The sequence below is a fragment of the Rossellomorea orangium genome, from assembly GCF_019334305.1.
Classification (GTDB): Bacteria; Bacillota; Bacilli; order Bacillales; family Bacillaceae_B; genus Rossellomorea.
The window spans coordinates 115,495-141,196 of the sequence record NZ_JAHWGH010000018.1; the positions used below are offsets into that span (position 1 = coordinate 115,495).

Below are 25,702 nucleotides of genomic sequence, written 5' to 3' on the forward strand. Positions count from 1 at the left end.
CTATCCTACATAAAGGCTCTTTGTCATATAGAATCTATGGAAATTCTGAACTTTTTGTGATGTAAGGGAGTATATTAACAAAGTATTGGATTTCTTACATATTCAAAAGACTACCTTATAGTATAAAAAGCCGCTAAGCCCACAGAAAATTTATGTCTCACGAAGTTTTTCAATCTATTCTTCAAAACATCCACATTAAGCAACGTAAGGAGTGCTACTAAGAATACAAAAACCATTTTTGAATACATCATTCTCCTCCTTCTACTTTAATCATTTAGGCTGCCCCAACCATGCTCCTGGGGAGGTTTCTCCATCCAGCCCCTTTCCACTAATAATTTCAGACCATCCGAACCATATTTCATGATTTCAGTCACAAATAACGTGTAATGAACAGCCAGGTCCTTTCTAGTAGACATCGTAATCGCATGGCAGAGTGTCGAAAGGCCGACTGAATTTGACGAAGAGATAAAAAACAGCATCAATTTCTCTGAAAATGGAGCTATTGTGGAAGAAGTGATTTCCATTGAGACAGGATATGTTGGAAATGCATCGTCTTTCACAAGCACATTATTGAACGTCGTAATCTGCCTTTCACTCAGCTTCTTTCCTTTTTTTAAATATTCTTTGACTTCTTTGTCTTTAGATGTTTGTATAAATCCTCTTAAAAGGATGATTCCTATGCAATTACGTTCAATCACAAAGAATAGCTCACTCAGTTCGAGTGCATTGAGAGGCCTCCGTTCCCCCAACCAGCTTTCCATTAAAGAAGGCTGATGGGAAATATACTCAATGGATTGAGGATAATTCATTTTGGGTGGACGGTCATAGATCCCCTTTTCTAACATTAATTGAAGAGATTGTTTATACAGAGATAGAGATTTCTTTAGGCATATTTCAAAAAATTCGTATATATCATTACGGGCGACAGCTCCGACAATCGTTGTGAAGTGACTGCTCGTAACCTGGCCCCCCCTATATACAAAACTTAAAGCAAATAGGTCTGAATACAGAGGGGGGGCAGATATATCGACATCTTTTTCTGTGAAGCCGTCGGGAATCGGAAAGCCTTCAGATAAAAAGATACTCCTGATTTTTTCCATCGTTTCTAAATTGATTCTCAAATTTTCCTCTACCAAGGTTTTAATTCCCTCGTCTTTCAGGTATGTAAGAAAATGAGTATAGAAGCAATTTGTCGCCGAGCACTTAATATACGTCGTCCATAAAGCGGAGATTTCTGCAGTAGTCATTCTGATGTCTTGGTCCCCCATCTTAAGACTCCTTTTCTTTTTTTTAGCTGTTTTCGCAAAGATTGTTGCTATTCGCATACAAACTAAGATTTACGATACTCTGTCATTTAAGTTGTGGTGCAGGAGGGTGAAGGGAACTGCTCCGCTTTCCACGGACGTTCGGCCGAGCCTCCTCAGCACAAATCGCTTCCGGGGTCTCGGCACGCCCGTTTTCCGTAGGAGTCTACGCAGTTCCCTTCACCCTCTAGAGTAGTATGTGTTGACAGAGCAAATGGTTTGTGACCATCAGTTTAAAAAGAGTAAGGGACTATGAAATAAAATCAGTCACTGCAACGAATGAAAGAGCAGTGGCATACGCGATCTCCACCTTTCCTTTGTGATCGTCAAACTTTTCGTCAGTTGATTGTAGCGGAAGGTGCTCGACTCCTGCGGGAAACGCTGGACAGTACGAAAAGCGGAGGCGGCTTGTTTAGCCCCGACAAGCATAAGATGAATGGGCTAAGAAGGCGTTCTTTTGCCTTCTTGGGCCATTTAGCTTATGACCTCGAGGGGCTAGCCGCCGTAGCTGGACAGGTGAGACCCCGCAGGCGCAGCCGAGGAGGCTCATCGCCAGCCCCGCGGAAAGCGAGCACCTGTAGCGGAAATCAACCGCCACTCGCTACATCCAAAAGCAACAATGTTAACGAAAACAGCCAAATGAATAGAAAAAACAAAAAAAGCAGGTGGCGTCCACCTGCTTTTAATGAAGTATTAAATTGAATTAGTCGTAAGATCCTGATTTTCCTGGTGGAGCTTTTTATATTGAAAATACATGGTTATTCTCCATGGAACAATCATCCCAAATGCAAGTATCCAGAACATTCCGCTCAGCTCCCCGTAGTCAATGGAAGCACTGAGGATCGACTTGGCAACAATACGGATTAACAGAAGACCAATCAAAATGAACGCAAACGCTTTGGAGCGTTTCAAATAAATATCATTTTCACGTATTTCAAACTTAGAGGTTTTGATTAACAATAGGGAAAATACCATACCGACAGTAATGGCCTCTAAGAATTCACTTATATTGACACGGAAGACTGGGAATAAGAACATCAAGGCACCAGTACTCATGAATAGTGGTGGTAAGATAATCTTCTTACCGCTTACCGGTCTTTTCTGTGCTTTCATCCTAATAAAAATCACCATAAATCCCATACAAATCGCTACAATGGATGAAGCAATCATCATACAGCATCATCATCCTTTTATAATCTACTTTAAAATACCTTTCCTTATTATAGCTTAATTCAAGAAAAAACGAAAACACAAAAAGAGAGAATGAATAGAAACTTCAATCTCTCCATGGATTTATGATCCCAACACCCTTTTAATAGCTTCATCTACACGCACTTCGTCAAATGGTTTAACAACAAAGTCCTTGGCTCCTGCTTCAATGGCTTCCACTACAACTTTTTGTTGTCCCATTGCAGAACACATGATCACCTTTGCTTGAGGAAACTCTTCCAGAATCTCCTTAACCGCTTCAATCCCATTCATCTCAGGCATGGTGATATCCATCGTTACCAGGTCTGGCTGAAGCTCACGATACTTCTCTACGGCAATAAGTCCATTCTCAGCTTCCCCAACTACTGCGTGACCGCTGGATGCAAGCATGTTTCCAAGAGTCAATCTCATAAATTTCGCATCATCCACTACAAGTATCGTTGCCACAGATGTTTCCTCCTCGTATACACTATCGATGTCCATTGAGTAAAATTACCTGAATAATCCATTTAAACTATACCATAAAACGTAATGATTATTCAATTTATTCTGTAAATCTTCAACTGAAAACTCATTAAAATCCTTGAAACCCACCAAATATCGTCGTAAAGTACGCAAGAATGACTGTCATCCAATCAAAGAATAGCATGATTCCTACAGCAATCATGACGTATCCCCCTATTTTCACGATCTTCCCGCTGTTCTTTCTGATCCATTGCATCTTTCCGATAAAAAATGACAGAATGAAGAAAGGAATGGCAAACCCTAATACGTATGCTGTCATATACATGACGCCTGAACCTGGATTCGTTGCCGCCAGAGCCAGTACCGAAGCAAGGATCGGACCTGTGCAGGGAGTCCATCCGGCAGCGAAAGCCATACCGATCAGAACGGAACCGATATATCCTGCAGGCCTATTCTTAAATTCATATCTGCGGTCCTTCATCAATGATTGGGGTGTAAAGACGCCGATGACGACTAAACCAAATATGACGATAAAAATAGCCCCAAGTTGGCGAATCAGGTCTTTATAGTTCAAAAAGAAGTTTCCAATTAATGATGCCCCAAAGCCGATGGCGATAAAAATGGCCGAAAAACCGATCAAGAAAAATAACGTATGTAATAAACTTCTTCTCTGGAGCATGGCATTATCCGTTTTCAGTTCATTGACACTCATCCCGGTTATGTAAGATAAGAACGCGGGATATAAGGGTAAGCAGCATGGGGATATGAAGCTTAAGAATCCTGCCCCGAATGCTAAGAAAATATTAATGTCAGACATTTTTACATCTCCTACTTTTCAGTATATATGTCTATTCTATCAAACAATGCCCTGAACTATTAGGAATGATTGTGTGAAAGATTTGTGACCATTTGATTACAATGCCATATGACTCTTTCATTTGTATTAAAGTCTCTTTTCTTTTTTAAAAACGGCTAATTTTACTTTGAAAAATAGTGCTCTTTTCGTTATACTAATAAAAAGTTACAGTTATTACTAGTTTTGTATTCCACTTGACAGGACATACAAAAGAAAGGAAACAGCCGTGTCTAAAAAAGAGCTTCTCGAACGAATTGAAAAAAAGCGTGCTCAATTAATTGATATTGTTGCTGAAAATGGACTCACGTCACCTCAAGCTATTCAATTTAGTCAGGAACTTGATCGTCTGTTAAATAGCTACAACTCTCAATACATAAAAAAATGCTGCACACCCCAAATGAGTTAATCAAAACCTTTTAAATAAATTGATGATTTTCTATTTTAATATAAGAACGTTAAACAAAAGGAGACTCCTGCCTATACGGAGTCTCCTTTTGTTTACCCATATCCTTTTAATCCCCCGATACTGTATCTTCCATCCCTTGGGTCAAACCATTCTGAAGGAGATACATTTTATGATAGATCCCTCTTTGAAGGAGTAACTCCTGATGACTTCCGCGCTCTACAATTTCTCCTTGGTGTAAAACCAGGATAAGATCCGCATCCTGGATGGTCGACAGCCTGTGGGCAATGGCGATGGTTGTTCTCCCTTTTCTCATTTTGGTCAGGGCACTTTGAATTGCCTCTTCCGTTTCTGTATCTATGTTGGCTGTGGCTTCATCAAGTACAAGTATTTTAGGACTGGTTGCCATTGTACGTGCAAAGGCGAGCAGTTGCCGCTGACCACTTGAAAGAGTAGAACCCCTTTCAACCACAGGATGATCATACCCTCCAGGTAGTTTCTCGATAAAGGCATTCGCCTGTACGAATGTAGCTGCCTCTTCAACCTGTTTATCAGACATGTTGGCGTGATGCAGCTTGATATTATCCCTTATGTTCCCATAAAAGAGGAAAGGATCCTGAAGGACCAGCCCCAATTTCTGACGAAGTTCATCCATCGGGTAGGTCTTGATGCTCCTGCCATCTATTAGAATGGTACCACGGTTAAATTCATAGAATCTCATAAGCAGATTGATGATGGAGCTCTTACCGCTCCCCGTATGTCCAACAAGGGCAACTGTTTCACCCGGTCTTGCTGTGAATGATATATTTTTTAAAACATCCATTTCCCCATCATAAGAGAATGAAACATTGGCAAATGTAATTTCTCCTTTCCGTATCGTTTCACTCCTTTCATTCTGTATGGTCTGCTCAGGTGATTCTTGAGTTTCATCCAATAAGTCGAAAACACGCGAGGAGGCTATGACCGCCTGTTGAAACATGGACAACCTCATCATGATTTGATTCACTGGTTCAAAAAAGCGATCCAGATAGTTCACAAATGCATAAAGGACACCGATTTCAATCGGAGAATCCATTGATGTTATACCGAAATAACTTAAAACGACAATTAAGGCAGCCACATACACAAGATCGATGGCCGGCCTTAATAATAATCCGTCCACTTTGATATTCCTCATTCCTGCCAGATAATGTTTCTCATTAATATCCCCGAACTCTTCCCTCATTCTTTTTTCTTGCCGGAATACTTGAATGATCGACATCCCTTGTAGGGACTCACTGAGCTTTGCATTGAGCTGACTCAATCTCTCCCGCATATCCTGATAGAAAATGGAGCTGTATGAACGATACAATTTCATAATCATGAAAATAACCGGCAGTATGAATAAACAGAAGAAAGCTAACCGGGGGTTTAGAACAAACATGGCAATGAAAATACCCGTTAGAAGGAAAGCTCCTTGAATGAACGCTACAAGGACACTCACGAACATATCCTTGATTGCTTCAGTATCATTCGTTACTCGGGAGACAATGCTCCCTGCCGGGGTATGAACAAAGTATTTCATACCAAGTCCTTGCACCTTTGTAAAAACATCCACCCTCAATTGCTGGATAATCTTCAGGGCGATCTGTTGAAATGTTAATAACTGAAAATATGTAATCAACACATTCCCAACCTGAATCAATAAATATGCTCCGGCTAATCCTGTAAGGGGGCCGTACGGGAATACCCTCGGCGTTAGATAATCATCAATGAATATTTTTATGATGATCGGTCCAAAAACATCTCCGGTGGTGGTCAAAAGCAATAATGAAAAAGCGGCCACTATCATCTTTTTATGGGGCTTTGTATACCTCATGAGGCGGTAAAAAGTTTTTCTCTGATCTTTCGGTGACATCGTCTGTATCCCATTCATCGCTTATCCTCCATGTTCCACGAGTTCTTCTAACTGTTGGCGAAGATACATTTCTTTATACCAGCCTTTTTTCTTCATCAACTGAAGATGATTACCACTTTCGATGATTCTCCCATCTTCCAGGACGACAATCAGGTCTGCATGTTGAATGGCACTTAGTCGATGAGATGTGATCATCGTCGTCTTACCTTCCCGATTTTGTTTTAGGGAAGACAGGATGGACTCTTCGGTTTTGGCATCCACTGCTGACAGGGAGTCATCCAGGATTAGTACTTCAGGCTTTAATAACAGTGCCCTTGCAATGGAGATTCTCTGCTTTTGTCCACCAGATAATGAAACTCCCCTTTCACCCACCACTGTCTCATAGCCTTTCGGAAACCGGCTGATGTCGTCATGTACGTGAGCAAGTTTTGCTGCCATTTCGATTTCCTCTGTTGATGATAAGGGATTAGAAAACGCTATGTTCTCACCAATAGTGGCAGAAAATAAAAAGTGATCTTGAGGCACATATCCGATACTTTCACGCAAACACCTTAATTTATAACGTTGGACGATTTCGCCTCCGAACCTGACTTCTCCCATGTATCCTTCAAATTCTCTCAAGAGGAGCCTTAACAGAGTGGTTTTCCCCGCTCCTGTTTTTCCGACGATACCAACGGTCTGACCCTCCTTTATAGTTAAATGAATATCTAGAAGGGCCTGGACTTCCTCACCCGGGTACGAGTAAGAATCAATATGGTATTCAATATCCCCTGATGGAGCTTGATCAAGTGCATCTGGATCATCATGAATGTCCACTTGTTCATTCAAAAGGGCTGAAACACGTTCATAAGATGCACGTCCTCGCTCAACAATGTTAAATAGCCATCCGAATGCAAGCATAGGCCAAATTAAGAGTCCAAGATAAGTCGTAAAAGAAATCAACTCACCGATTGTCATCTCCCCGCTTATCACAAACCTCGATCCGAATACAATTGAAAGAAAAAAGGAAATTCCTACGATGATCGAGATCGTCGGATCAAATAAAGAATCTACCCTTGCAACAGACATATTCTTCTGAACCACCTCTTCTGATTGCACCCTGAACGACTCAATCTCCTCTTTTTCCTGTCCAAAGGTCTTAAGCACTTTAATGCCTGTAACACTTTCCTGGGTTTTATCATTCAATGCCGAAAACGCTTCCTGAGCGTGATGAAACCGTTTATGGAGGAGCGTACCATAATAACTCGTCAAAACAGCCATGAAAGGCATAGGAATAAGAGCTATGAGCGTCAGCTTCCAACTGATAGTAAACGCCATAGCCAACACAACAAAGCCTCCCGTTGATAAAGAGTCTACAAGTGTTAATACGCCCACTCCCGCAGTTTGTTGAATCGCTTGCAGATCATTTGTTGCGTGAGCCATCAGATCCCCTACACGCCTTTTTTGATAGAAAGCCGGCGACATTTTCGTAAAGTGATGATAAAGTTCATTCCTCAATATTCGAGAAAGCTTCGTAGCGGAACCGAAGATCATGATTCTCCACACAAAACGGAGACCATACATGGTTAGCGCTGTAGTTATCAGAATTAATATCCAATTAACCAAATCTTCCGTTGTCAACGACCGTTCCTTTATTGAATCGACCACGAATCCAACGATTTTGGGAGGAATCAATTGGAGAAATGCGACCAACAACAGGAGGATGGTTCCGGATAAATATGACTTTTTCTCCTGTAGAAAAAACCACTTCAAATCTAAAAAGACCTTCATTCTGTCCCCTCCGAATCATGAATTAATCGACTCTTTATTTTACCAAATTTCAAAATAATGAGAAATATATTTTTAATTTTGGTTAAAAGGGTTTTGCATGGAACGTTCTGTTGTCTATAAAAAAGAGCACCTCTCAAATTGAGAGGTGCTCCTACTTATATTCTTACCCTTAGTGGATCTCTACAAATGGTTCCTGGTCTACTTCTTTGACAATGGTCGCTTTAAGACCCTTTGGTGTTTTCACGTATAGATAAACCGGTGTGTGAGGGAAGTAATCGACGATTTCAGGACCGATTGCCTGAGCAAACCCTATCAATTCGGTTTCTTTCACCATGCCGGTATGTACATCAATGACGAGTTTGTTTAACGAGTCTTTCTTATATAACCCTTTGCCGACAAATTCAATATCCTGATGTGAAAAGTATTTTGACACATAATCTTCAAGATCCCGGATTCGATTATATAGATCGCGGTCCTTCTCTTCCCCTTCATCACTTGGGAAGTAATAATATTTGTCGGATAAATCATCCCACTTTTTTATTCTGTTATCGTTCTCATCCAAATAGGTTGTTGCAATATAATTTCCTGAAACGACACTGTTTAATGGTTGCAGCTTGTAAATCGAAATCATGATCGGTACATTTTTTAATTCTTTTATCGCTTTTACCCTACCAGCAACTTTGGCAGCTATTTTTTTGCCGTATTCTTCCATCATTTTCTCATTTATTTTGGCTTCATCGAAGTGCATAAGCTTCTGATCATCTTCCACACGGATATAATCCACTGAATTCATGGCAAGCCCGAGTGAAATCCCTTTAATTTCACCTTCTGAATCTACATAATTCTGTTCATGAATATACGCCAGGTACATAGGATTTTTCTTCTCAAGCTCCATCTGCTGTTCCCATGTCATATCGTCTGTAATCTTCAATGGAGGGTTAAGTCCTGATTTATTGGATTTGGATTCCCTTCCTAACCATGAACTCAATTTCTTTAAGTATTGCCCCTCTTGATAAACATATTTTTCAGGCGAAAAATGCTCAGTGGACAATGACATTAGCCCCGTCTCTATTTCATCCATATCACTTCGATTATTAATTGTCATGGTAATCAAACCGCGATTCACCGATTTTTTTTCTTTATCTACGTTATAATTTAAATATTCCCGTGCATCACTTGCTGCACTATTTTGAATTTCAAGCGTTTCTTCATCGATCACTTCTTGAGGCTTGTTGCTGCATCCGGCAACAAGAATCAAAAGAGACAGTGAAACAATACTCCATTTTTTCATATATGACTCCCTCCGGACTATATTTTATCATATATTTTATTTCAACCTGAGGGATAATGTTTAAGTTTTTATAATTCCATAAAAATAATTCCATTATCCTAACGGAACGAATTGGGCGGCACTACCATCAGCATTCCCGATCAATAGAAAAAGCACTCATCACCTGAGTGCTTTCATCTATTACTTCATGTTCTTATTCATTGCATTCATCATTTGATTGATTTTCTTCTGGGATGGTTTTTGCCCCATTTGCATCATCATCATGCGTAACATTTGCTCGTTAATTGGTGGATTTTTCTTAAGGTAGCTCATCATATATTTACGAGCAATGAAAAATCCTAGTGCAACTCCAGCAAGCAGTGCCAGAACTCCTACTAGAATGAGTAATCCAGTCGTTCCCATATTCTTACTTCCTCCTTCGTGTTGTCCTTCTAAAAGTGTACTAAACCCTGAAACATTATACAATATTTTGGTCAAAATTTCATATTAATATATAAACTTTCTTTGCTTTATTGGTTTTAACCAGCCAAATTGTTCATTTTTTATATCGATTGCCAATAACTGGCCCATATTTCTCCGTAAAATTTCAAAGAAGATATACTCTGATATATCTTGCCCCCACGCATGCAGAGTCATAGACTTTTCATTTAGAACTAGGGTGGCACCCGATTCCTCTTTTTCAATAGTGGCCACGGAGTCAATCCAGGCTGCACCTTCAACTTTCATCATTTCTTGCTTAAGAAGCCTCTGTGTAGGAAGGTATGGAATAGGCTTCGTAATGTAATCTACTTGTTTTGAGACAATATCGTGTTGATCCCCTGTACTCGATTCCCAATCAGAAAATAACTGATAGAACATTCTCTCCCGACCATAATAGTGCTGTACAAACAATTCTTCAATCCAATAGATTTGATAATTTCGCACCATTTCTCCCTCCTACCTTTCTTTTATATAGTATAAATCAACTAGAAGGGAGTCATTGTCATAAATTGTTGAAAATCTGCACTAGTTTTGTCGAAGGCATTCTACCTAAAGATTAATGGGAGATTATTCGTATAAGAGTTACTTACCCATCATCCATTCTTTTCAAAACATACAACTCAAAAAAAAGCATGATCCTACAAAGCGAGGATGTATATAAAAAGGTCAACTCCTTAAAGAGTCTAAGGAGCTGACCTTATGCATTGACTATTGCTGAAGTAAAGCTTTGATTCTTGATACAACATTTTCAGAAGTGAAGCCATACTCTTCCATGACTTTCGCTCCTGGAGCAGACGCACCATAACCATTTATCGCCAAGATGTCGCCTTCATCCCCAACATAGCGATCCCAGCCCATCGGAGAGCCCATTTCAATCGCCAGACGTTTTTTAACGCTCTTAGGTAGTATGGATTCTTTATATTCTTTTGATTGCTTCTCAAATCGGTCCCAAGATGGCATGCTCACAACGGACACGCTAATACCGTCCTTTTCAAGGGCATTCTGTGCTTCTACAGCGAGATGCACTTCGGATCCGGTAGCAATCAGGAGGGCATCAGGCTGATCTTTGCCAGAAGCTGAAACCACATAGGCTCCTTTATCCACCCCGTTATAAGCTTTATCGGCCGTGCCTTTAAGAGTTGGCAGATCCTGACGAGATAGAACTAACATCGTCGGTTGATCCTTAGACTCTAAAGATAACTTCCAGGCAGCTGCGACTTCATTACCGTCACCCGGGCGGATAACAGAAAGATTTGGCATTGCACGAAGGGATGCAAGTTGTTCTACAGGTTCATGTGTTGGACCGTCTTCACCGACAGCGATACTGTCATGTGTAAATACATACGTGACAGGTAAGCCCATTAGAGCAGCTAAGCGGATAGCAGGTCTTAAATAGTCACTGAATACGAAGAATGTTCCACCGAATACGTGGAGACCCCCGTGAAGAGCCATTCCATTCATGGCAGCACCCATACCGAATTCACGGACACCGAACCAAATATTACGTCCTTCATATGATTCAGGCATGAAGTCCTTCTCGTCTTTAATCATTGTTTTGTTCGAACCAGCAAGGTCAGCGGATCCACCGATGAATGAAGGAAGATTTTTAGCAATGGCATTCAACACTTCCCCGGAAGAAGCGCGGCTGGCCAGTGCTTTTCCTTCTTCATAAACAGGGATATCCTTATCCCATCCCTGTGGAAGTTCCCCTTTGATGGCTGCTTCTAATTGGGTAGCCAATTCAGGATGTTCCTCTTTATACTTGATGAACAGATTTGCCCAATCCTGTTCTTTCTCAGAACCGGCTTGTTGAATCTTTTCTTCGAAACGGCTGTACACTTCAGCAGGAACATGAAAATCCTGCTCGAACGTCCACTGGTAAGCTTCTTTCGTTAGCTTCATTTCATCTTCCCCTAGTGGAGCACCGTGTACCGCAGATTTACCTGATTTATTTGGGGCGCCGTATCCGATGACCGTTTTTACTTCGATCATTGTCGGGCGTGTTGTATCCCCTTGAGCCGCTTCGATAGCTCTTGAGATTTCTTCGAGATCATTTCCATCTTCAACGCGGATGTATTGCCAGCCATATGATTCAAAACGTCCCTTAACGCTTTCAGAGAAAGATTTATCAAGATCTCCATCCAGGGAAATATCGTTTGAATCATATAGAACAACAAGTCGACCTAATTTTAAGTGAGCAGCCAATGAAGCGGCTTCAGAAGAAACACCCTCCATTAAATCTCCATCACCACAAATTGAGTATGTAAAGTGATCAACCATATTGTATTGGTCCTTGTTGTATGTAGTGGCCAAATGTCTTTCGGCTAAAGCCATACCTACAGCCATCGCAATCCCTTGACCAAGTGGTCCTGTCGTTGCTTCCACACCTGCAGTATGCTTATACTCAGGATGTCCAGGGGTTTTACTTCCCCATTGGCGGAATTCTTTAAGGTCCTCCATGGACACATCATATCCAGAAAGATGAAGCAGGCTATATAATAGCATTGATCCATGACCTGCGGATAAAACAAAGCGATCACGATTGAACCATTCAGGATTTTTAGGATTATGATTCATGAATCTTGTCCATAGGGCATACGCCATCGGAGCTGCTCCCATAGGCATTCCCGGGTGACCGGAACCTGCTTTTTCAATTGCATCGATTGATAATGTACGAATTGTATTAATTGCTAATTGATCTGTGTTATCAAACATATGTCAGACATCCTTCCTTTTAATGTACCTTATTAATATTAATCTTCTTTGATAGTTTATACAACTATCTTGAATGATAACATGACTTTATCACCGTTGAAAAACAAAAACCCTTGTAAAAGTAATCGTGATTCCCTGTTTAAAAAGCAAATGCAATCACCTAGAAGGGAGCTGTGAGTGAATCAATGCAAAAAGCTGACAAGTCTTTTAATGGGACTGTCAGCTTTTAGATTAGTGCATTTTCTTTTTGGTTTGTATATCTTGAATTTTTTTTGGTGTAACCTCATTGCCTTCCGGATCGAAAATCCTTGTATTTTCGATTGTTCCTTTCATCGACTGACGGAACGTTTCAAGATATTCTTTTCTAAGCTTGGTCTGTTCCTTTGCTTCTTGTTCAGTAAGACCACTGCTCTTTGACTTTTTGGCAAGCTCGTTGATACGGTTCATTTTTGTTTTTGAAAGCATCTATAAAAACTCCTTTATTGCTTAGTCGGCATACGATAGAATTTAACTTAAAATGTACAGTATTCTATCGCCATGTTACTAGATTAAAGGAGATAAAACAAGGGTTAAGCCTCATCAAGGGACGTCATATATTCCTTGAAACGTCTGTGCACCGTAGCTTTAGAGACATCATAGCCAAACCCCCTTAAGGTAGCGGCAATCTCTGCAAACGTTAATTCATTCTTCCTTAATCGTACTATTTCCCCAACCGGAACTTCAATTCGTTCCCTGCCATCTATGTTCCCTTTGTTCTTCAAGTTTTTATGTGGTTGAAAACCATTTTCCACAGCCCTTTTCATACCTCTTTTGATTTTTAAATTATGAAGTTTCCTTTGATATTCTTCTACCATACTGACAATGTTAATGACCATAGAATCAGATTCGGACAAGTGAAGTTCCCCATTATGGGTATGGCTGATGATCTTTACACCCTCTTTTAACAAGCAGTGAATAAGGGCTATTTTTGCATTTCCCCTGCCGATCCTCGTCTCATCTTGAATGAAGACAGCTTCAATGCTATCGTCTTTCACCCTGTCCAATAGTTCTAATACACCTGGACGATCCAATTCAAATCCGCTGGCTTGGTCTTTAATTACTGCCACTATATCAGAATGATACTCCTGTGCTAATTTTATCAGCTCTATTTCCTGCCGCTCCAGGGATGTCTCCTGTGAATCTTTCTTTGTACTTACCCTGCAGTATATTACAGCTTTCATCTTCTATCCCTCTATTCTTCATTCATTACCAGTTCGTAGTCTGATTGTGTTGATATGGTTGGGTTTTCTATTGGTAGTACAAGTGAATCACCCGGCTTAATGGAAAACGAGGTTAATTCATTTTCCTCTCCCACCCAGGCGATAAATTCTTCCACTGTCATAGAATATTCTTCATTATACTGTTTGGCAATAGTCCAAAGAGTGTCTCCATCCTTGACGGTGATACTTTGATATGAAGGCTGATTGGCTGTGTTGATGACTAAATAGGCAGCTGATAAAAGAACTAAAGCAATAAATATGATTATGTATGAGAATCGAGACCAGATATGTGTTAACATAAAATTACCCCCTATACGAATGTTTGTTCTGTTTCGTTATGATCATTGTAATACGAACATCCGTTTGGTGTCAATGAAAATTCGAACTTATGTTTGTATCAATGGAAGAGACATGCTATAATGGGAACATAAGATCTATAATAGAGGTGCGTGAACATGACAAAATTGTCTAAAAGACAGCAAGACATACTCGAATATATTAAAATATCAGTTAGAGAAAAAGGCTATCCGCCTTCCGTACGTGAAATCGGCGAAGCCGTCGGTCTTGCTTCTAGTTCCACCGTACACGGACATTTGGCCAGGCTTGAAAGTAAAGGTCTGATTCGGCGCGATCCCACTAAACCAAGGGCTATTGAAATTCTGGACTTAGATGAGGATACGATACCTCGACAAAGAGTGGTGAATGTTCCACTAATCGGGAAGGTCACCGCAGGTCAACCCATCACAGCAGTGGAAAATGTCGAAGAATTCTTCCCACTACCCGAACGGATGGCACCTTCGGATGAACAGGTTTTCATGTTGGAAATCATGGGGGACAGTATGATTGAAGCCGGGATCCTCGACGGGGATTTTGTCATTGTACGCCAACAACAAACAGCGAATAATGGGGATATTGTCGTAGCCATGACGGATGAAGACGAGGCAACAGTTAAACGTTTCTTTAAAGAGCGTGATTACGTCCGGCTTCAACCTGAAAACTCAACTATGGAACCGATCATACTCCGAAACGTTTCCATTTTAGGCAAAGTGGTTGGTGTGTATCGTCAAGTACATTAACAGTCATATCCCGCATGCATCATGCCTAAAGCTTTACCATCAATAATAACCATTAAAAAATCCGGGAATGGAGCTGATCAGTGCTCCATTCCCGGATTTTTTGATCTATCTTCACTTTATGAACTTAATCTACGAACAGTCTGTTTCCGGAAAGATAAAACCCCCGACACCTAAAGTGTCGGGGGTTCTTGTTATTAATACATTTGGATATATTGCTCGCGCTCCCAAGGATGTACTTGTGTACGGAACATATCCCATTCGATTTCTTTCGCTTCCACGAAGTGTTCGAAGATGTGTTCTCCAAGAGATTTAACGATTACTTCATTTGTTTTAAGAGTTTCAAGAGCAGCATGCAATGTTGCCGGTAGATCTACGATACCTGCTTCTTCACGCTCTTTTTTGTCCATAACATAGATGTTGCGGTCAATCGGCTTAGGAGCTGGCAGATTGTTCTTCACGCCATCTAATCCTGCTGCCAGTAATACAGCCATTGCCAGGTAAGGGTTTGCCGCAGGATCGACACTGCGCACTTCAACACGTGTACTTAATCCACGAGAAGCCGGAATACGGATTAAAGGGCTTCGGTTACGTGCAGACCATGCAACATAACAAGGTGCTTCGTATCCTGGAACTAGACGCTTGTATGAGTTGACAGTTGGATTTGTAATTGCCGTAAAAGCAGTAGCATGCTTAATGATACCAGCCAGGAATTGGCGGGCAGTATCACTTAGTTGCAAATCACCTTTTTCATCAAAGAAAGAGTTGACACCGTTTTTGAATAGTGACATATTACAGTGCATTCCTGAACCGTTCACTCCAAATAATGGTTTTGGCATGAAGGTTGCGTGTAAACCATGTTTACGTGCAATCGTTTTAACCACTAATTTAAATGTTTGAATATCGTCACAAGCCTTTAATGCATTTGCATACTTGAAGTCAATTTCATGCTGACCAGGTGCTACTTCATGGTGAGATGCTTCGATTTCAAAGCCCATCTCTTCTAATTCTAAAGCGATATCACGACGGCAGTTTTCCCCTAGATCGGTAGGAGCTAAATCGAAATAACCACCATTATCGTTTAATTCTAATGTAGGTTCACCATTAACATCTAATTTAAAGAGGAAGAATTCCGGCTCAGGTCCAAGATTGAAGTCAGTAAACCCTAGCTCTTCCATTTCACCTAAGATACGTTTTAGGTTGTTACGAGGATCACCCTCGAATGGAGTGCCATCCGGATTGTAAATATCACAGATCAATCGGGCCACTTTTCCTTTTTCAGCTGTCCATGGGAAAACCAACCATGTATCCAAATCAGGGAAAAGGTACATATCTGATTCTTCAATACGAACGAATCCTTCGATTGAAGAACCATCAAACATCATCTTGTTATCCAATGCTTTTTCAAGCTGACTTAAAGGGATTTCTACGTTCTTTATCGTCCCTAAAATGTCAGTGAATTGTAGTCGAATGAACTTTACTCCTTCTTCATTCGCTAATCTTAACACATCATCTCTAGTATACTTTGCCATTTACGTAATTCCTCCTCAAGTTTATTAAAGGTTTATTTAATGAAAAAAGCGTGACATATCACCTTGACGAAGGGATGATCGATTGAATCGACCGGAATGCATTAATTCATTTCGAAGCAATTTACGCAGCTCATCGTCAGATAGATCCTGTCGTGCCTTTTCTTCCTTTTCATTACTTACGTCAGATACTACTTTGTTTTCATTATGACTGGACACAGAAAAAATCTTTTTAATTCCGGCCATGTTGATACCTTGATCTAACAGATCCTTTACTTCTAATAACTTATCAATGTCATTCAAGGAAAAGAGCCGGCGATTCCCTTCAGTTCGTGCAGGGTTTATCAGCTGGTGCTCTTCATAGTATCGAATCTGACGAGCCGTTAAGTCCGTGAGCTGCATGACAATACTAATAGGAAATAATGCCATCGTTCGACGAATTTCATTACCGCTCATCTTGATTCCTCCTTTTGTTTTCCTTCTTGAGTATATTATATGTAATGTCAGGAGTTCTGTCAATCAAATGTTAGCTTTTCTTACATAAGTAATCATTAGAAAAGGATAGTCGACTTTAGACTATCCAATTACTTCTTTATTATCCTTTTCAAATGGTGATTAAACCTTTTTGGATTAACTTGTCTATTGCCGAGCAAACAGCGATTTTGACATGTGAATAAGTCAATCCACCTTGAACATAGGCAACATATGGAGGTCTAATCGGTCCATCAGCTGATAATTCAATGCTCGATCCTTGAATAAACGTTCCCGCCGCCATAATGACGTCGTCCTCATAACCAGGCATATAGTTTGGATATGGAGTGAAATGTGAATTGATTGGAGAGGCAAACTGAATAGCTTGACAAAATGCAATCATCTTATCTCGATCATCGAATTGCACCGACTGGATTAAATCAGTACGAACGGCAAATGGTGAAGGATCAGTGTTCATCCCGATCTCTGTTAAAAGTGCCGATGTGAAGACAGCACCCTTCAGTGATTGCGCCACCACATGCGGTGCCAGAAAGAATCCTTGATACATCTCCTGCAGACTGTACAGGGATGCTCCCGCTTCCGCACCGATTCCGGGAGAAGTCATCCGGAATGAACAGGCTTCTACGTATTCATTCTTACCAACGATGTAGCCTCCTGTCTTAGCCAGACCTCCTCCGGGATTTTTAATGAGGGAACCGGCTATGAGATCTGCACCGACATGACAAGGCTCGAGTTCCTCTACAAATTCACCGTAGCAGTTATCTACAAACACAACGATTTCAGGGTTGATTTCTTTAATGAAATTGATCATTTCCTTTATTTCTTCTATTGTAAATGAAGGTCGATTAGCATAGCCTTTAGAGCGCTGAATTCCCACCATTTTCGTTTTAGTAGATATCGCCTTTGATACCGCTTCAAAATCGACTTTTCCTGACTGATCTAAATCGACACTTTGATAGCCAATCTGGAAGTCCTTGAGAGATCCTGTCCCCTCTCCCCGTATACCGACAATTTCCTCAAGTGTGTCATAAGGCTTCCCTGTAATGTAAATAAGTTCATCACCAGGTCGAAGCACCCCAAACAACGCGATGGAGATCGCATGTGTACCGGAAATGATTTGAGGCCTTACAAGACCCGCCTCTCCCCCGAATACATCAGCGTAAATACTTTCCAACGTGTCTCTCCCGGCATCGTCATATCCGTATCCAGTTGACGGGATAAAGTGAGAATCACTCACCCGGTGTTTTTGAAAAGATCTTAGAACGTTGAATTGGTTACTTTCAGCACGTTCGTCGATTTGTTTGTGTATCTCCTTGATGTCAGACTCTACTTTGGATACCAGCGGTTTTAATGTAGTTCCGTTTACTAAATGTTCAAACATAAGATTTTCGTTCCCCTTTTACCTATGAAATTTCTTGATGCTTCCTGCAACTGGGTGGTCCTCAAGATGAAATCCGGTCAATTCATACACAGTACGTTCTTCCAGGAATTCCAATTTCTTTAAAATGGTTTCACTCTTCAACTGTGAAAGAAGTTTTCCTTCATCAGCCGGAATAAACGCATGATAAGGTACCATATGTGTTTTCACGATATCTTCTATTTTTAATAATAGCTTTCCTCGATCTCTTTCGCTTAAGGCACTGATCAGGATGCAGTCCGATTCCCCGGCAGGCACAAATTCCGGGATCATAGAATCCCTCTTATTATATACCGTTAATTGTGGCAAACCGTCCATATTCAAATCCTCCAATAAAGATTGAACAGTCTTTTCATGCTGACTGTAATCAGGATTGGAACTATCTACTATATGAAGCAGAAGGTCAGCTTCTTTAACCTCTTCAAGGGTGGACCTGAATGCCGCGATCAAAGAGGTCGGTAAATCTTGAATAAATCCTACCGTATCTGTAAGTAACGTGTGATAGCCGCAGGGCAACGTCATTTTCCTGGTCATAGGATCCAATGTAGCGAATAATTGATTTTCTTCATACGAATCTGCCATAGAAACTCTATTGAACAATGTGGACTTACCAGCGTTCGTATACCCAACGAGAGCGATTTGAAAGGCTTTATTACGTTTTCTTCGTTCCCGGTATCGTTCTCTATGATCCACAATCGTTTGTAAATGCTTCTTGATTTCATCGATTCTCCGGTGAATATGACGTCGGTCGCTTTCAAGCTTCGTCTCACCCGGTCCCCTCGTTCCGATTCCTCCTCCCAATCTTGAAAGGGATGCTCCCTGACCGATTAATCTCGGAAGCAGATATTGAAGCTGAGCAAGTTCTACTTGTAATTTCCCCTCTCTTGAACGGGCCCTTCCGGCGAAAATATCCAATATCAGCTGGGTGCGGTCAATTACCCTCGCACCTAACACACTCGATAAGTTCCTTATCTGACTGGGAGATAATTCATCATTAAAAATGATGATATCCGGTTCAAGCTGTTCTTCTAAAAGGACCAGTTCTTCCACTTTTCCTTTTCCTATATATGTACTCGGGTGTATCCGGTCGCGCTTTTGTGTGATGGTAGCGATAACCTTACCTTGAGCGGTTTCAGTCAGATCTTCAAGCTCTCTTAAACTATATTGAAAACGCAAGTCATCTTCTTCCAGCTGACACCCACCCAGTATGACTTTTTCTATCGCTTCGTTCTTCAATGATCATCCTTCTTTCTTTCCTTTTCATTCTATTTCTCATCATATCAAATCCTCCCCGTAAACTCTATGTAAAAAGGAATGAAAAATGGTTGCAAATAAGCACATACGTGTTAAAATCAGTATGTTTGATTATGACATAACACCACTTCAAGATTCTACATAGTGGCATGTAGCATATTGTAATAGGGTGAGGAGGAATGTGTATGACGTGGGAAGTACTGAGTATCATCGGTACCATTGCTTTTGCTATTTCAGGAGCTATCATCGCCATGGAAGAGGAATATGATATCCTCGGTGTTTATATATTAGGGATTGTAACTGCCTTCGGTGGGGGAGCCATTCGGAATTTACTGATTGGTGTACCGGTATCTGCACTTTGGGAACAAGGAATGCTGTTTCAGATTGCCCTTCTTTCCATAACAGCCGTATTCCTATTTCCTAACAATCTCTTAAAACATTGGAGAAGATGGGGAAATTTCTTTGATGCCATCGGTCTTTCCGCTTTTGCGATACAAGGGGCATTATATGCCTCTCAGATGAACCATCCCATCAGCGCGATTATCGTTGCTGCCGTGTTGACAGGGAGTGGCGGGGGAATCATCCGTGATCTTCTGGCAGGCCGTAAGCCTTTAGTTCTGAGATCTGAAATATATGCTGTGTGGGCCGTTCTTTGTGGAGCCGCAATAGGACTTGGCGTTGTTCATACTGCGTTGGAATTGTATTCCTTATTCGTCATTACGACGGCTTTGCGCGTTCTTTCCTATCTATATAAATGGAGGCTTCCGAATCGGAGTTTACGCGCCCATGTATAAAAAAACAATGCATTCAAATTTGAATGCATTGTTTTTTGATTATCATTTATTTATTCTGAGGACTTCGTAAATACGAGATCGTTACTCCGAATGGTTAACAGATCATGCCGATCAAAACAATTCTCCAGCAAGAGTCTCATCGCCTGAGCCCTAATCGATTTTTCAAGTATATTTCGAACATATCTGCCATTGGAAAATGCCACTGGAGTTAGAGTATTTTTAGCTACATTCAAATGTTCGCGAATTTTCCTTTCTGCATCATGACTCAACAAATATTGCTTCTCATCCAGCATTCTCTTACCGATTTCCATCAGCTGATCAACTGAATAGTCAGGAAAGTGAAACACAAGGGGAAATCGTGATTGAAGACCTGGATTCAATGTGAGAAAGTGCTCCATTTCTCTCGAATAACCTGCCAGAATCAAGATGAAATCATGCTGCTTATCTTCCATATGCTTCACAAGTGTATCAATTGCCTCTTTTCCAAAATCCTTCTCTCCACCTCTTCCAAGCGAATAAGCCTCATCGATGAATAGAATGCCGCCTAAAGCCTTTTTCACCAAATCCCGTGTCTTCTGTGCCGTATGACCAATATATTCACCGACAAGGTCAGCCCTCTCTGCCTCGATCAAATGCCCTTTCGAAAGAACATTCATTTTCAAGAAGAGTTTCCCTATAATTCTTGCCACAGTTGTTTTACCTGTACCCGGATTACCTTTGAACATCATATGGAGAGCCTGTTTTCCAGCTTTCAGGCCCATAGCTTCCCGTTTTTTATTTACATATATCCATGCATATATCTCTTTCACCATTTTCTTCATGTCTTCCATCCCAACAAGAGAGCCAAGTTCTTCTTCGATTTCTTTCAATGCCATGTGCTCTTGAGGGAGGGATTGAGGGACTGATTCCAGCGTTTCTCTTATTGAACTCCTTTTTTGAGAATTAAGTACAATGCTGATTTGACCGTTATTTTTCATTCTCATAGGTTGATCCAAACATTTCACCTCACCATTCTGAAAACCATATCCGCATATAGACTATAAGGGAAGGATACGATTGCTATTCTACGTTGATTTTTTTCGACAAATAAAAAGAATCCTGTCTATTCCTGCGCTTTCCCGAGAAATAAATAGAATTACGTTGCGAATAAATGGTTTGTGCTGTACCTTTCGTTTATCAATTAACCTGTGTGATTTATTTCCAATCACCCGATCTTCAGATTTCAAGGTTCATTCTTTATTCATGGTAGCAATAAAAACGCCTCTCTTATCATCCTATTCACTTATAGAGCATTTCATTAATTATTCTTGCGCTTATCACAATCTCCATAATATAAAAAGCTGCCACAAGTGGCAGCTTTAGCATAAATCTTAATTCGTTTGTTCTTCAAAATTTATTTGAACATTTCGCTGTGGTGCGAATGTTGAGATGGCATGTTTGTATACCAGTTGCTGTTTACCTTCCGTTTCAAATAGGACGGTAAAATTATCAAACCCTTTTACTTGCCCACGGATCTGGAAGCCGTTTAAAAGGAATACCGTTACGAGTGAACTGTCTTTTCGCAATTGATTCAGGAATTGATCTTGGATATTAATGGATTGTTTCATGGTTAGTCCTCCTCTTCTATCTCTACATTAACTTATTCGACTTTAATTGAAGCTTTCCTGCAATAAATTCTGAAATGTCTTCAATAATTTTGGCATGCTTACTTTCTTCTGACATATCAAACCAGGCTACTTCCATTTTATTTCTGAACCAGGTGAGTTGACGCTTAGCGTACCTCCTGGAGTTTTGCTTAAGATTTTCAATTGCCTGAACCAGGCTAATGGTACCATCAAAGTAATCATAAAGCTCTTTATAACCAATTGCCTGGACTGACTGAACATCCTTCACGCCTTCATCGAATAGTCCTTTCACTTCATCCAGGAGACCCTGATTCATCATAAGGTCTACTCGATAGTTTATTCTCTTATATAACAGTTCCCTATCCATGGTTAAACCAATCAACGCTACATCGTACTGCAGCTCATGTGTTTGGTTTTCCTGAAACTCACTCATAGTTTTACCGGTACAATGAAAAATCTCCAGAGCACGGATGACACGTCGTGTATTATTTGGATGAATATTACCAGCCGACGAAGGATCTACCTCGGTAAGCTTATGATGAAGCCATTCGGATCCATGTTTTTCAAGCTCTGCTTCTAATTCTGTCCGATACTTTTCATCCCCTGGTGTTTCTGTAAATTGATAATCATATAGGACCGATTGTATGTAAAGCCCCGTTCCTCCAACAATCAAAGGGACTTTCCCCCGTGAATGAATCTCGGATATCTTCTTCCTTACAAGTTGCTGAAACTCGGCCACAGAAAATGATTCTTCAGGGTTTTTAATATCGATCAAGTGATGGGGCACGCCTTCCATCTCGTCATTGGTGATTTTTGCGGTCCCTATGTCCATTTTTCTATATATTTGCATGGAATCACCACTTATGATTTCTCCACCAAACCTTTTAGCAAGCTCAATACTCGTCTTGGTTTTCCCTACTGCAGTGGGGCCTATAAGGACAATCACTTTCTCTTTTACCAAATTTGTCATGTATTCACTGCTTTCTATGTAAATATCTCTTTACATATTATCGTACCATAATAATAGAGGGGATGAAATCACATCTTGTCAGTATGTCCGTTTCCATGCGTTTTATTCCAACTATCATGTCTTCTATGAAGAGAATGTACCCTTTTTTGTCTTTACTAAAACGTCATAAAGAGGCTGGGATATAACTAAATCGATACATTCTAATGACGAACAATGAGATCACGTGTTACACCACTGCCCGATTTCGTGCAAGACTCCGCTTTCCTCGGGCGGAAGGCTAGCCTCCTCACAGCTTTCGCTCCTCGAGGGGTCTCACCTATTCCGCTTTTCCCGCAGGAGTCTACATCTTGCACTCCAATCAACAGCTAGAACCTGCTTAATGCATGGATTAAGCTTTAGCACTTAAAAATTAAAATACTAATAATTTAGAGTTTTGTTAAATCGATGTTCGAATTTTTCCTATCTGAAACCTTTTTGTCCCAGCCTCTATGTTTATTCCGGCTTCATGATCAAATGATCACCTCCGGACTTTTCAAGGGAGGTCTTATGATATTCTCCCTTTACCCAAGCGTCAATTTGATTTTGGTACCACTCACTTTTGTAGTGACCTGCCTGTCCTGGACCTACAATATGATATCCATTGTCCATATCCGCAGTATCAATCACAAATCTCCAGGAAGCACCGTGATTGACAATTCCTTCGTCATTATAACTTGCGGCCTCGACTGTCACCCTGCTTCCTCCCACAGGGATAGGCTCTTTAGCGTTCAAGAACTTTTTAAGGATAGGAGAGGCACTTGATAATGGATGTTCGAAATACACTTTATGATACATCCCCCATTCCCATTCATCCATCGAAGTTCCATATGCATCTTCAAGCTCACTCAGAGCCTTTGTGAGTGACGCAGCCACAAATGATTCGTATCCGCCTCGATCCTCAAACCATTTTGACTCTTTCCCAGCGTGTGCTTTACGAATGAGTTCATCGACAACACTTTGGCGTCCTTCAAACAGTTTCATCATTTCTTTCGGTACCTCTTTTTGAAAGAGCCCAGTTGAGATTTCATTCATCCATTGATGAAAGATCAAGGGAGCTGCTGAATCTTTATCGTCTAGATAATTCCATGAGTTTAAAATCTCAAGAGCATCTGATTGTTCAGCGGTCATCGTAATTTTTTCTAAATCTCCAGTCAGCATAGGAACAAATTCCCTGGCGTGTAAATTCTTTTGATCCATTTGCAGGTTTTCCATATCTTTAAGAGTCAGTTTATTTTTATCTTTCAAGTATTCTGAGATTCTCATATAGCGATATGGTTGTGCCCAATGATGACTAATATGGTATGGATAATCATCTGTCACAACCTTATTATTCGCTGTCGCTAAAAATCCTGCTTCAGGGTTGATCACTTTCGGAAGTTCATCAAATGGTATAAAGCCCTGCCACTCATAATCAGGGTCCCAGCCTGGAACGGGAAGTAGTCCATCCCCTTTCTTCCTGATTGGAATTTTCCCATTTGCTTTGTATGCGATCGTGCCATCCTTAGAAGCAAATACAAAATTTTGTGTGGGAACATGAAAGTCCTTCAAAGCCTCTTCGAATTCAGCCCAATTGTTTGCTCTATTGATATTGATGATAGCAGAGAGTTCAAGACTTGGATCCAATGCTGTCCATCGCATTGCCATGACCTGCCCTGACTCCTGTTGATGGGCAAACTCCGAAATCACAGGCCCATGCCTCGTTATGGTTACTGTATAGGGTATGGTCTCACTATCCTTTACTTTAATCGGTTCTTGTACAATAGTCGCCTTTTCCCACTTTCCATCATACAAAAACAGATCTGGATCCTCTTCATTCCGTTTCTCTATATACAAGTCCTGAACGTCCGGCCCCGTGTTCGTGACACCCCATGCTATTTGTTCATTGTGACCGAGGATGATCCCTGGAATACCTGCGAAAATCACCCCACTCACATTCACATCCGGGGATTCCAGGTGCATCTGATACCATATGGAAGGAGTACCTAATGAAAGATGAGGATCATCAGCAAGTAACGGCTTGCCATTCTCTGTCTTTTCTCCACTTACCACCCAATTATTGCTTCCGTTAAACTCAGGGGGGATAACCGCTGCTGCAAAGGATTTCTCCAAATCTACCTGACTCTCACCTATATCTGATAGAATGGTAGGCGCTCCGTCAGGATAGGAAGGAAATAAATCATACGCCTTCTCCTTCGGAAGATTTTCGAGTGCCCAATATCTGAAAGCCTGCCCCTGCCAATGACCTCCTAAATCAAAAGCCATGTATTTACCAATCGTCAGTGAATCGATGGGAGTCCATTCTTCAGGCTTATACCCCAAGAGAGTAAATTCGACAGGGAGCCTGCCCTTGTCTGCGGCTTCTTCCATATAGGCATTGACTCCATCGGCATACCATTCAAGAAGCTGTTTTGCTTCATCGGGATATGCGGTAAAGGAAACTTCCGCTGCCCTTCTCAAGCCAAATGTCCGGAAGAATTTGTCCCGGTCCACAGCCTTCTCACCTACGACCTCACTTAATCTTCCCGAAGCCTGCCGCCTGCTTAGATCCATTTGGAATAAGCGATCCTGAGCCTGAACATATCCTTGAGCCATATAGAGGTCTTTATCATTTTGAGCATGAATATGCGGTACACCGTCTTTATCCCTTACTACTTCCACAACATCTGATAAACCGCTCAACGATATGGTACCTGATGTAACTGGAAGGGACCTGTCGATATAATAGTTTACAAAGATTAATAGTCCAAGCAGGAGAAATAAAATACTTCCTGCAGTCCACAATGTAATGGTAAGACGCTTATTCTTTTTCTGTTTCTGAAGCTCAATGCCTCCATTCATTTCATTTCCCCCTAAATTATAT

At 40.9% G+C, this 25,702-nt stretch carries 24 protein-coding genes; 3 read left to right on the plus strand and 21 right to left on the minus strand.

Features of this window, described 5'->3' with window-relative positions; translation table 11 throughout:
- Positions 1 to 266: 266 nt before the first annotated feature.
- The 4 genes from KYJ26_RS17860 to KYJ26_RS17875 all read right to left on the minus strand — a co-directional run bounded on the left by KYJ26_RS17860 (position 267) and on the right by KYJ26_RS17875 (position 3,795).
- A complete protein-coding gene (locus KYJ26_RS17860) occupies positions 267 to 1,268 on the minus strand; it encodes a DUF3231 family protein (protein ID WP_219168740.1) in 1,002 nt (333 codons plus the stop codon).
- Between the two features lie 729 nt (positions 1,269 to 1,997).
- Entirely contained in the window at positions 1,998 to 2,477 is a 480-nt protein-coding gene (locus tag KYJ26_RS17865; RefSeq protein ID WP_219168741.1) for a CcdC family protein, read from the minus strand.
- A 120-nt stretch (positions 2,478 to 2,597) separates the two neighbouring features.
- Positions 2,598 to 2,960 (minus strand): response regulator, encoded by a 363-nt coding sequence (locus KYJ26_RS17870; RefSeq protein WP_219168742.1) that lies wholly within the window; start codon positions 2,958 to 2,960, stop codon positions 2,598 to 2,600.
- 127 nt (positions 2,961 to 3,087) lie between these two features.
- Entirely contained in the window at positions 3,088 to 3,795 is a 708-nt protein-coding gene (locus KYJ26_RS17875) for a cytochrome c biogenesis CcdA family protein (RefSeq protein ID WP_219168743.1), read from the minus strand.
- A gap of 265 nt (positions 3,796 to 4,060) precedes the next feature.
- On the opposite strand from KYJ26_RS17875, the gene KYJ26_RS17880 reads away from it, so the two are divergent.
- Positions 4,061 to 4,240, plus strand: coding sequence for an aspartyl-phosphate phosphatase Spo0E family protein (locus tag KYJ26_RS17880; protein WP_219168744.1), 180 nt, complete (start codon positions 4,061 to 4,063; stop codon positions 4,238 to 4,240).
- A 106-nt stretch (positions 4,241 to 4,346) separates the two neighbouring features.
- Here KYJ26_RS17880 and KYJ26_RS17885 read toward each other — a convergent pair whose 3' ends face one another.
- The 9 genes from KYJ26_RS17885 to yneA all read right to left on the minus strand — a co-directional run bounded on the left by KYJ26_RS17885 (position 4,347) and on the right by yneA (position 13,948).
- Positions 4,347 to 6,152, minus strand: coding sequence for an ABC transporter ATP-binding protein (locus KYJ26_RS17885; RefSeq protein ID WP_219168745.1), 1,806 nt, complete (start codon positions 6,150 to 6,152; stop codon positions 4,347 to 4,349).
- Between the two features lie 3 nt (positions 6,153 to 6,155).
- Positions 6,156 to 7,904 carry an ABC transporter transmembrane domain-containing protein gene (locus tag KYJ26_RS17890; protein WP_219168746.1) on the minus strand — a complete coding sequence of 583 codons (1,749 nt, stop codon included), beginning with the start codon at positions 7,902 to 7,904 and terminating at the stop codon, positions 6,156 to 6,158.
- A gap of 169 nt (positions 7,905 to 8,073) precedes the next feature.
- Complete coding sequence (locus KYJ26_RS17895; protein WP_219168747.1) at positions 8,074 to 9,195, minus strand: CamS family sex pheromone protein; 1,122 nt, start codon at positions 9,193 to 9,195, stop codon at positions 8,074 to 8,076.
- A 180-nt stretch (positions 9,196 to 9,375) separates the two neighbouring features.
- The gene (locus tag KYJ26_RS17900; RefSeq protein ID WP_034759902.1) at positions 9,376 to 9,597 is read right to left on the minus strand and encodes a YneF family protein; all 222 of its coding nucleotides are present in this window, start codon (positions 9,595 to 9,597) and stop codon (positions 9,376 to 9,378) included.
- Positions 9,598 to 9,681: 84 nt separating this feature from the next.
- A complete protein-coding gene (gene sirA / locus KYJ26_RS17905; RefSeq protein WP_219168748.1) occupies positions 9,682 to 10,122 on the minus strand; it encodes a sporulation inhibitor of replication protein SirA in 441 nt (146 codons plus the stop codon).
- A 261-nt stretch (positions 10,123 to 10,383) separates the two neighbouring features.
- Positions 10,384 to 12,390 carry a transketolase gene (tkt, locus tag KYJ26_RS17910; protein ID WP_219168749.1) on the minus strand — a complete coding sequence of 669 codons (2,007 nt, stop codon included), beginning with the start codon at positions 12,388 to 12,390 and terminating at the stop codon, positions 10,384 to 10,386.
- A 231-nt stretch (positions 12,391 to 12,621) separates the two neighbouring features.
- On the minus strand, positions 12,622 to 12,855 hold the full coding sequence (locus tag KYJ26_RS17915; protein WP_219168750.1) for a DUF896 domain-containing protein: 234 nt from the start codon (positions 12,853 to 12,855) through the stop codon (positions 12,622 to 12,624).
- 104 nt (positions 12,856 to 12,959) lie between these two features.
- Positions 12,960 to 13,610: a YneB family resolvase-like protein gene (locus tag KYJ26_RS17920; protein ID WP_219168751.1), complete on the minus strand. Its 651-nt coding sequence runs from the start codon at positions 13,608 to 13,610 to the stop codon at positions 12,960 to 12,962.
- A gap of 11 nt (positions 13,611 to 13,621) precedes the next feature.
- Complete coding sequence (gene yneA / locus KYJ26_RS17925; RefSeq protein WP_219168752.1) at positions 13,622 to 13,948, minus strand: cell division suppressor protein YneA; 327 nt, start codon at positions 13,946 to 13,948, stop codon at positions 13,622 to 13,624.
- Positions 13,949 to 14,104: 156 nt separating this feature from the next.
- Between yneA and lexA the strand changes: the two genes are divergently transcribed.
- A complete protein-coding gene (gene lexA, locus KYJ26_RS17930) occupies positions 14,105 to 14,725 on the plus strand; it encodes a transcriptional repressor LexA (protein ID WP_206850846.1) in 621 nt (206 codons plus the stop codon).
- A gap of 194 nt (positions 14,726 to 14,919) precedes the next feature.
- Here the strand turns inward: lexA and glnA are convergent, their stop codons facing one another.
- The 4 genes from glnA to hflX form a co-directional block, all read right to left on the minus strand.
- Positions 14,920 to 16,254 (minus strand): type I glutamate--ammonia ligase, encoded by a 1,335-nt coding sequence (glnA, locus tag KYJ26_RS17935; RefSeq protein WP_219168753.1) that lies wholly within the window; start codon positions 16,252 to 16,254, stop codon positions 14,920 to 14,922.
- A 36-nt stretch (positions 16,255 to 16,290) separates the two neighbouring features.
- On the minus strand, positions 16,291 to 16,707 hold the full coding sequence (locus KYJ26_RS17940; RefSeq protein WP_219168754.1) for a MerR family transcriptional regulator: 417 nt from the start codon (positions 16,705 to 16,707) through the stop codon (positions 16,291 to 16,293).
- A gap of 148 nt (positions 16,708 to 16,855) precedes the next feature.
- On the minus strand, positions 16,856 to 18,124 hold the full coding sequence (locus KYJ26_RS17945) for a methionine gamma-lyase family protein (protein WP_219168755.1): 1,269 nt from the start codon (positions 18,122 to 18,124) through the stop codon (positions 16,856 to 16,858).
- An 18-nt stretch (positions 18,125 to 18,142) separates the two neighbouring features.
- Positions 18,143 to 19,396, minus strand: coding sequence for a GTPase HflX (hflX, locus tag KYJ26_RS17950; protein WP_219168756.1), 1,254 nt, complete (start codon positions 19,394 to 19,396; stop codon positions 18,143 to 18,145).
- A gap of 203 nt (positions 19,397 to 19,599) precedes the next feature.
- Here hflX and KYJ26_RS17955 point away from each other — a divergent pair, with 203 nt between their 5' ends.
- Entirely contained in the window at positions 19,600 to 20,208 is a 609-nt protein-coding gene (locus KYJ26_RS17955; protein WP_219168757.1) for a trimeric intracellular cation channel family protein, read from the plus strand.
- 50 nt (positions 20,209 to 20,258) lie between these two features.
- Here the strand turns inward: KYJ26_RS17955 and spoVK are convergent, their stop codons facing one another.
- From spoVK to KYJ26_RS17975, 4 genes are all read right to left on the minus strand, one after another.
- A complete protein-coding gene (gene spoVK, locus KYJ26_RS17960) occupies positions 20,259 to 21,203 on the minus strand; it encodes a stage V sporulation protein K (RefSeq protein WP_219168758.1) in 945 nt (314 codons plus the stop codon).
- A gap of 375 nt (positions 21,204 to 21,578) precedes the next feature.
- Positions 21,579 to 21,815, minus strand: coding sequence for an RNA chaperone Hfq (gene hfq / locus KYJ26_RS17965; RefSeq protein WP_219168759.1), 237 nt, complete (start codon positions 21,813 to 21,815; stop codon positions 21,579 to 21,581).
- A gap of 22 nt (positions 21,816 to 21,837) precedes the next feature.
- Positions 21,838 to 22,803 carry a tRNA (adenosine(37)-N6)-dimethylallyltransferase MiaA gene (gene miaA, locus KYJ26_RS17970; RefSeq protein ID WP_219168760.1) on the minus strand — a complete coding sequence of 322 codons (966 nt, stop codon included), beginning with the start codon at positions 22,801 to 22,803 and terminating at the stop codon, positions 21,838 to 21,840.
- 492 nt (positions 22,804 to 23,295) lie between these two features.
- Entirely contained in the window at positions 23,296 to 25,680 is a 2,385-nt protein-coding gene (locus KYJ26_RS17975) for a penicillin acylase family protein (RefSeq protein WP_257475118.1), read from the minus strand.
- Between the last annotated feature and the right edge of the window lie 22 nt (positions 25,681 to 25,702).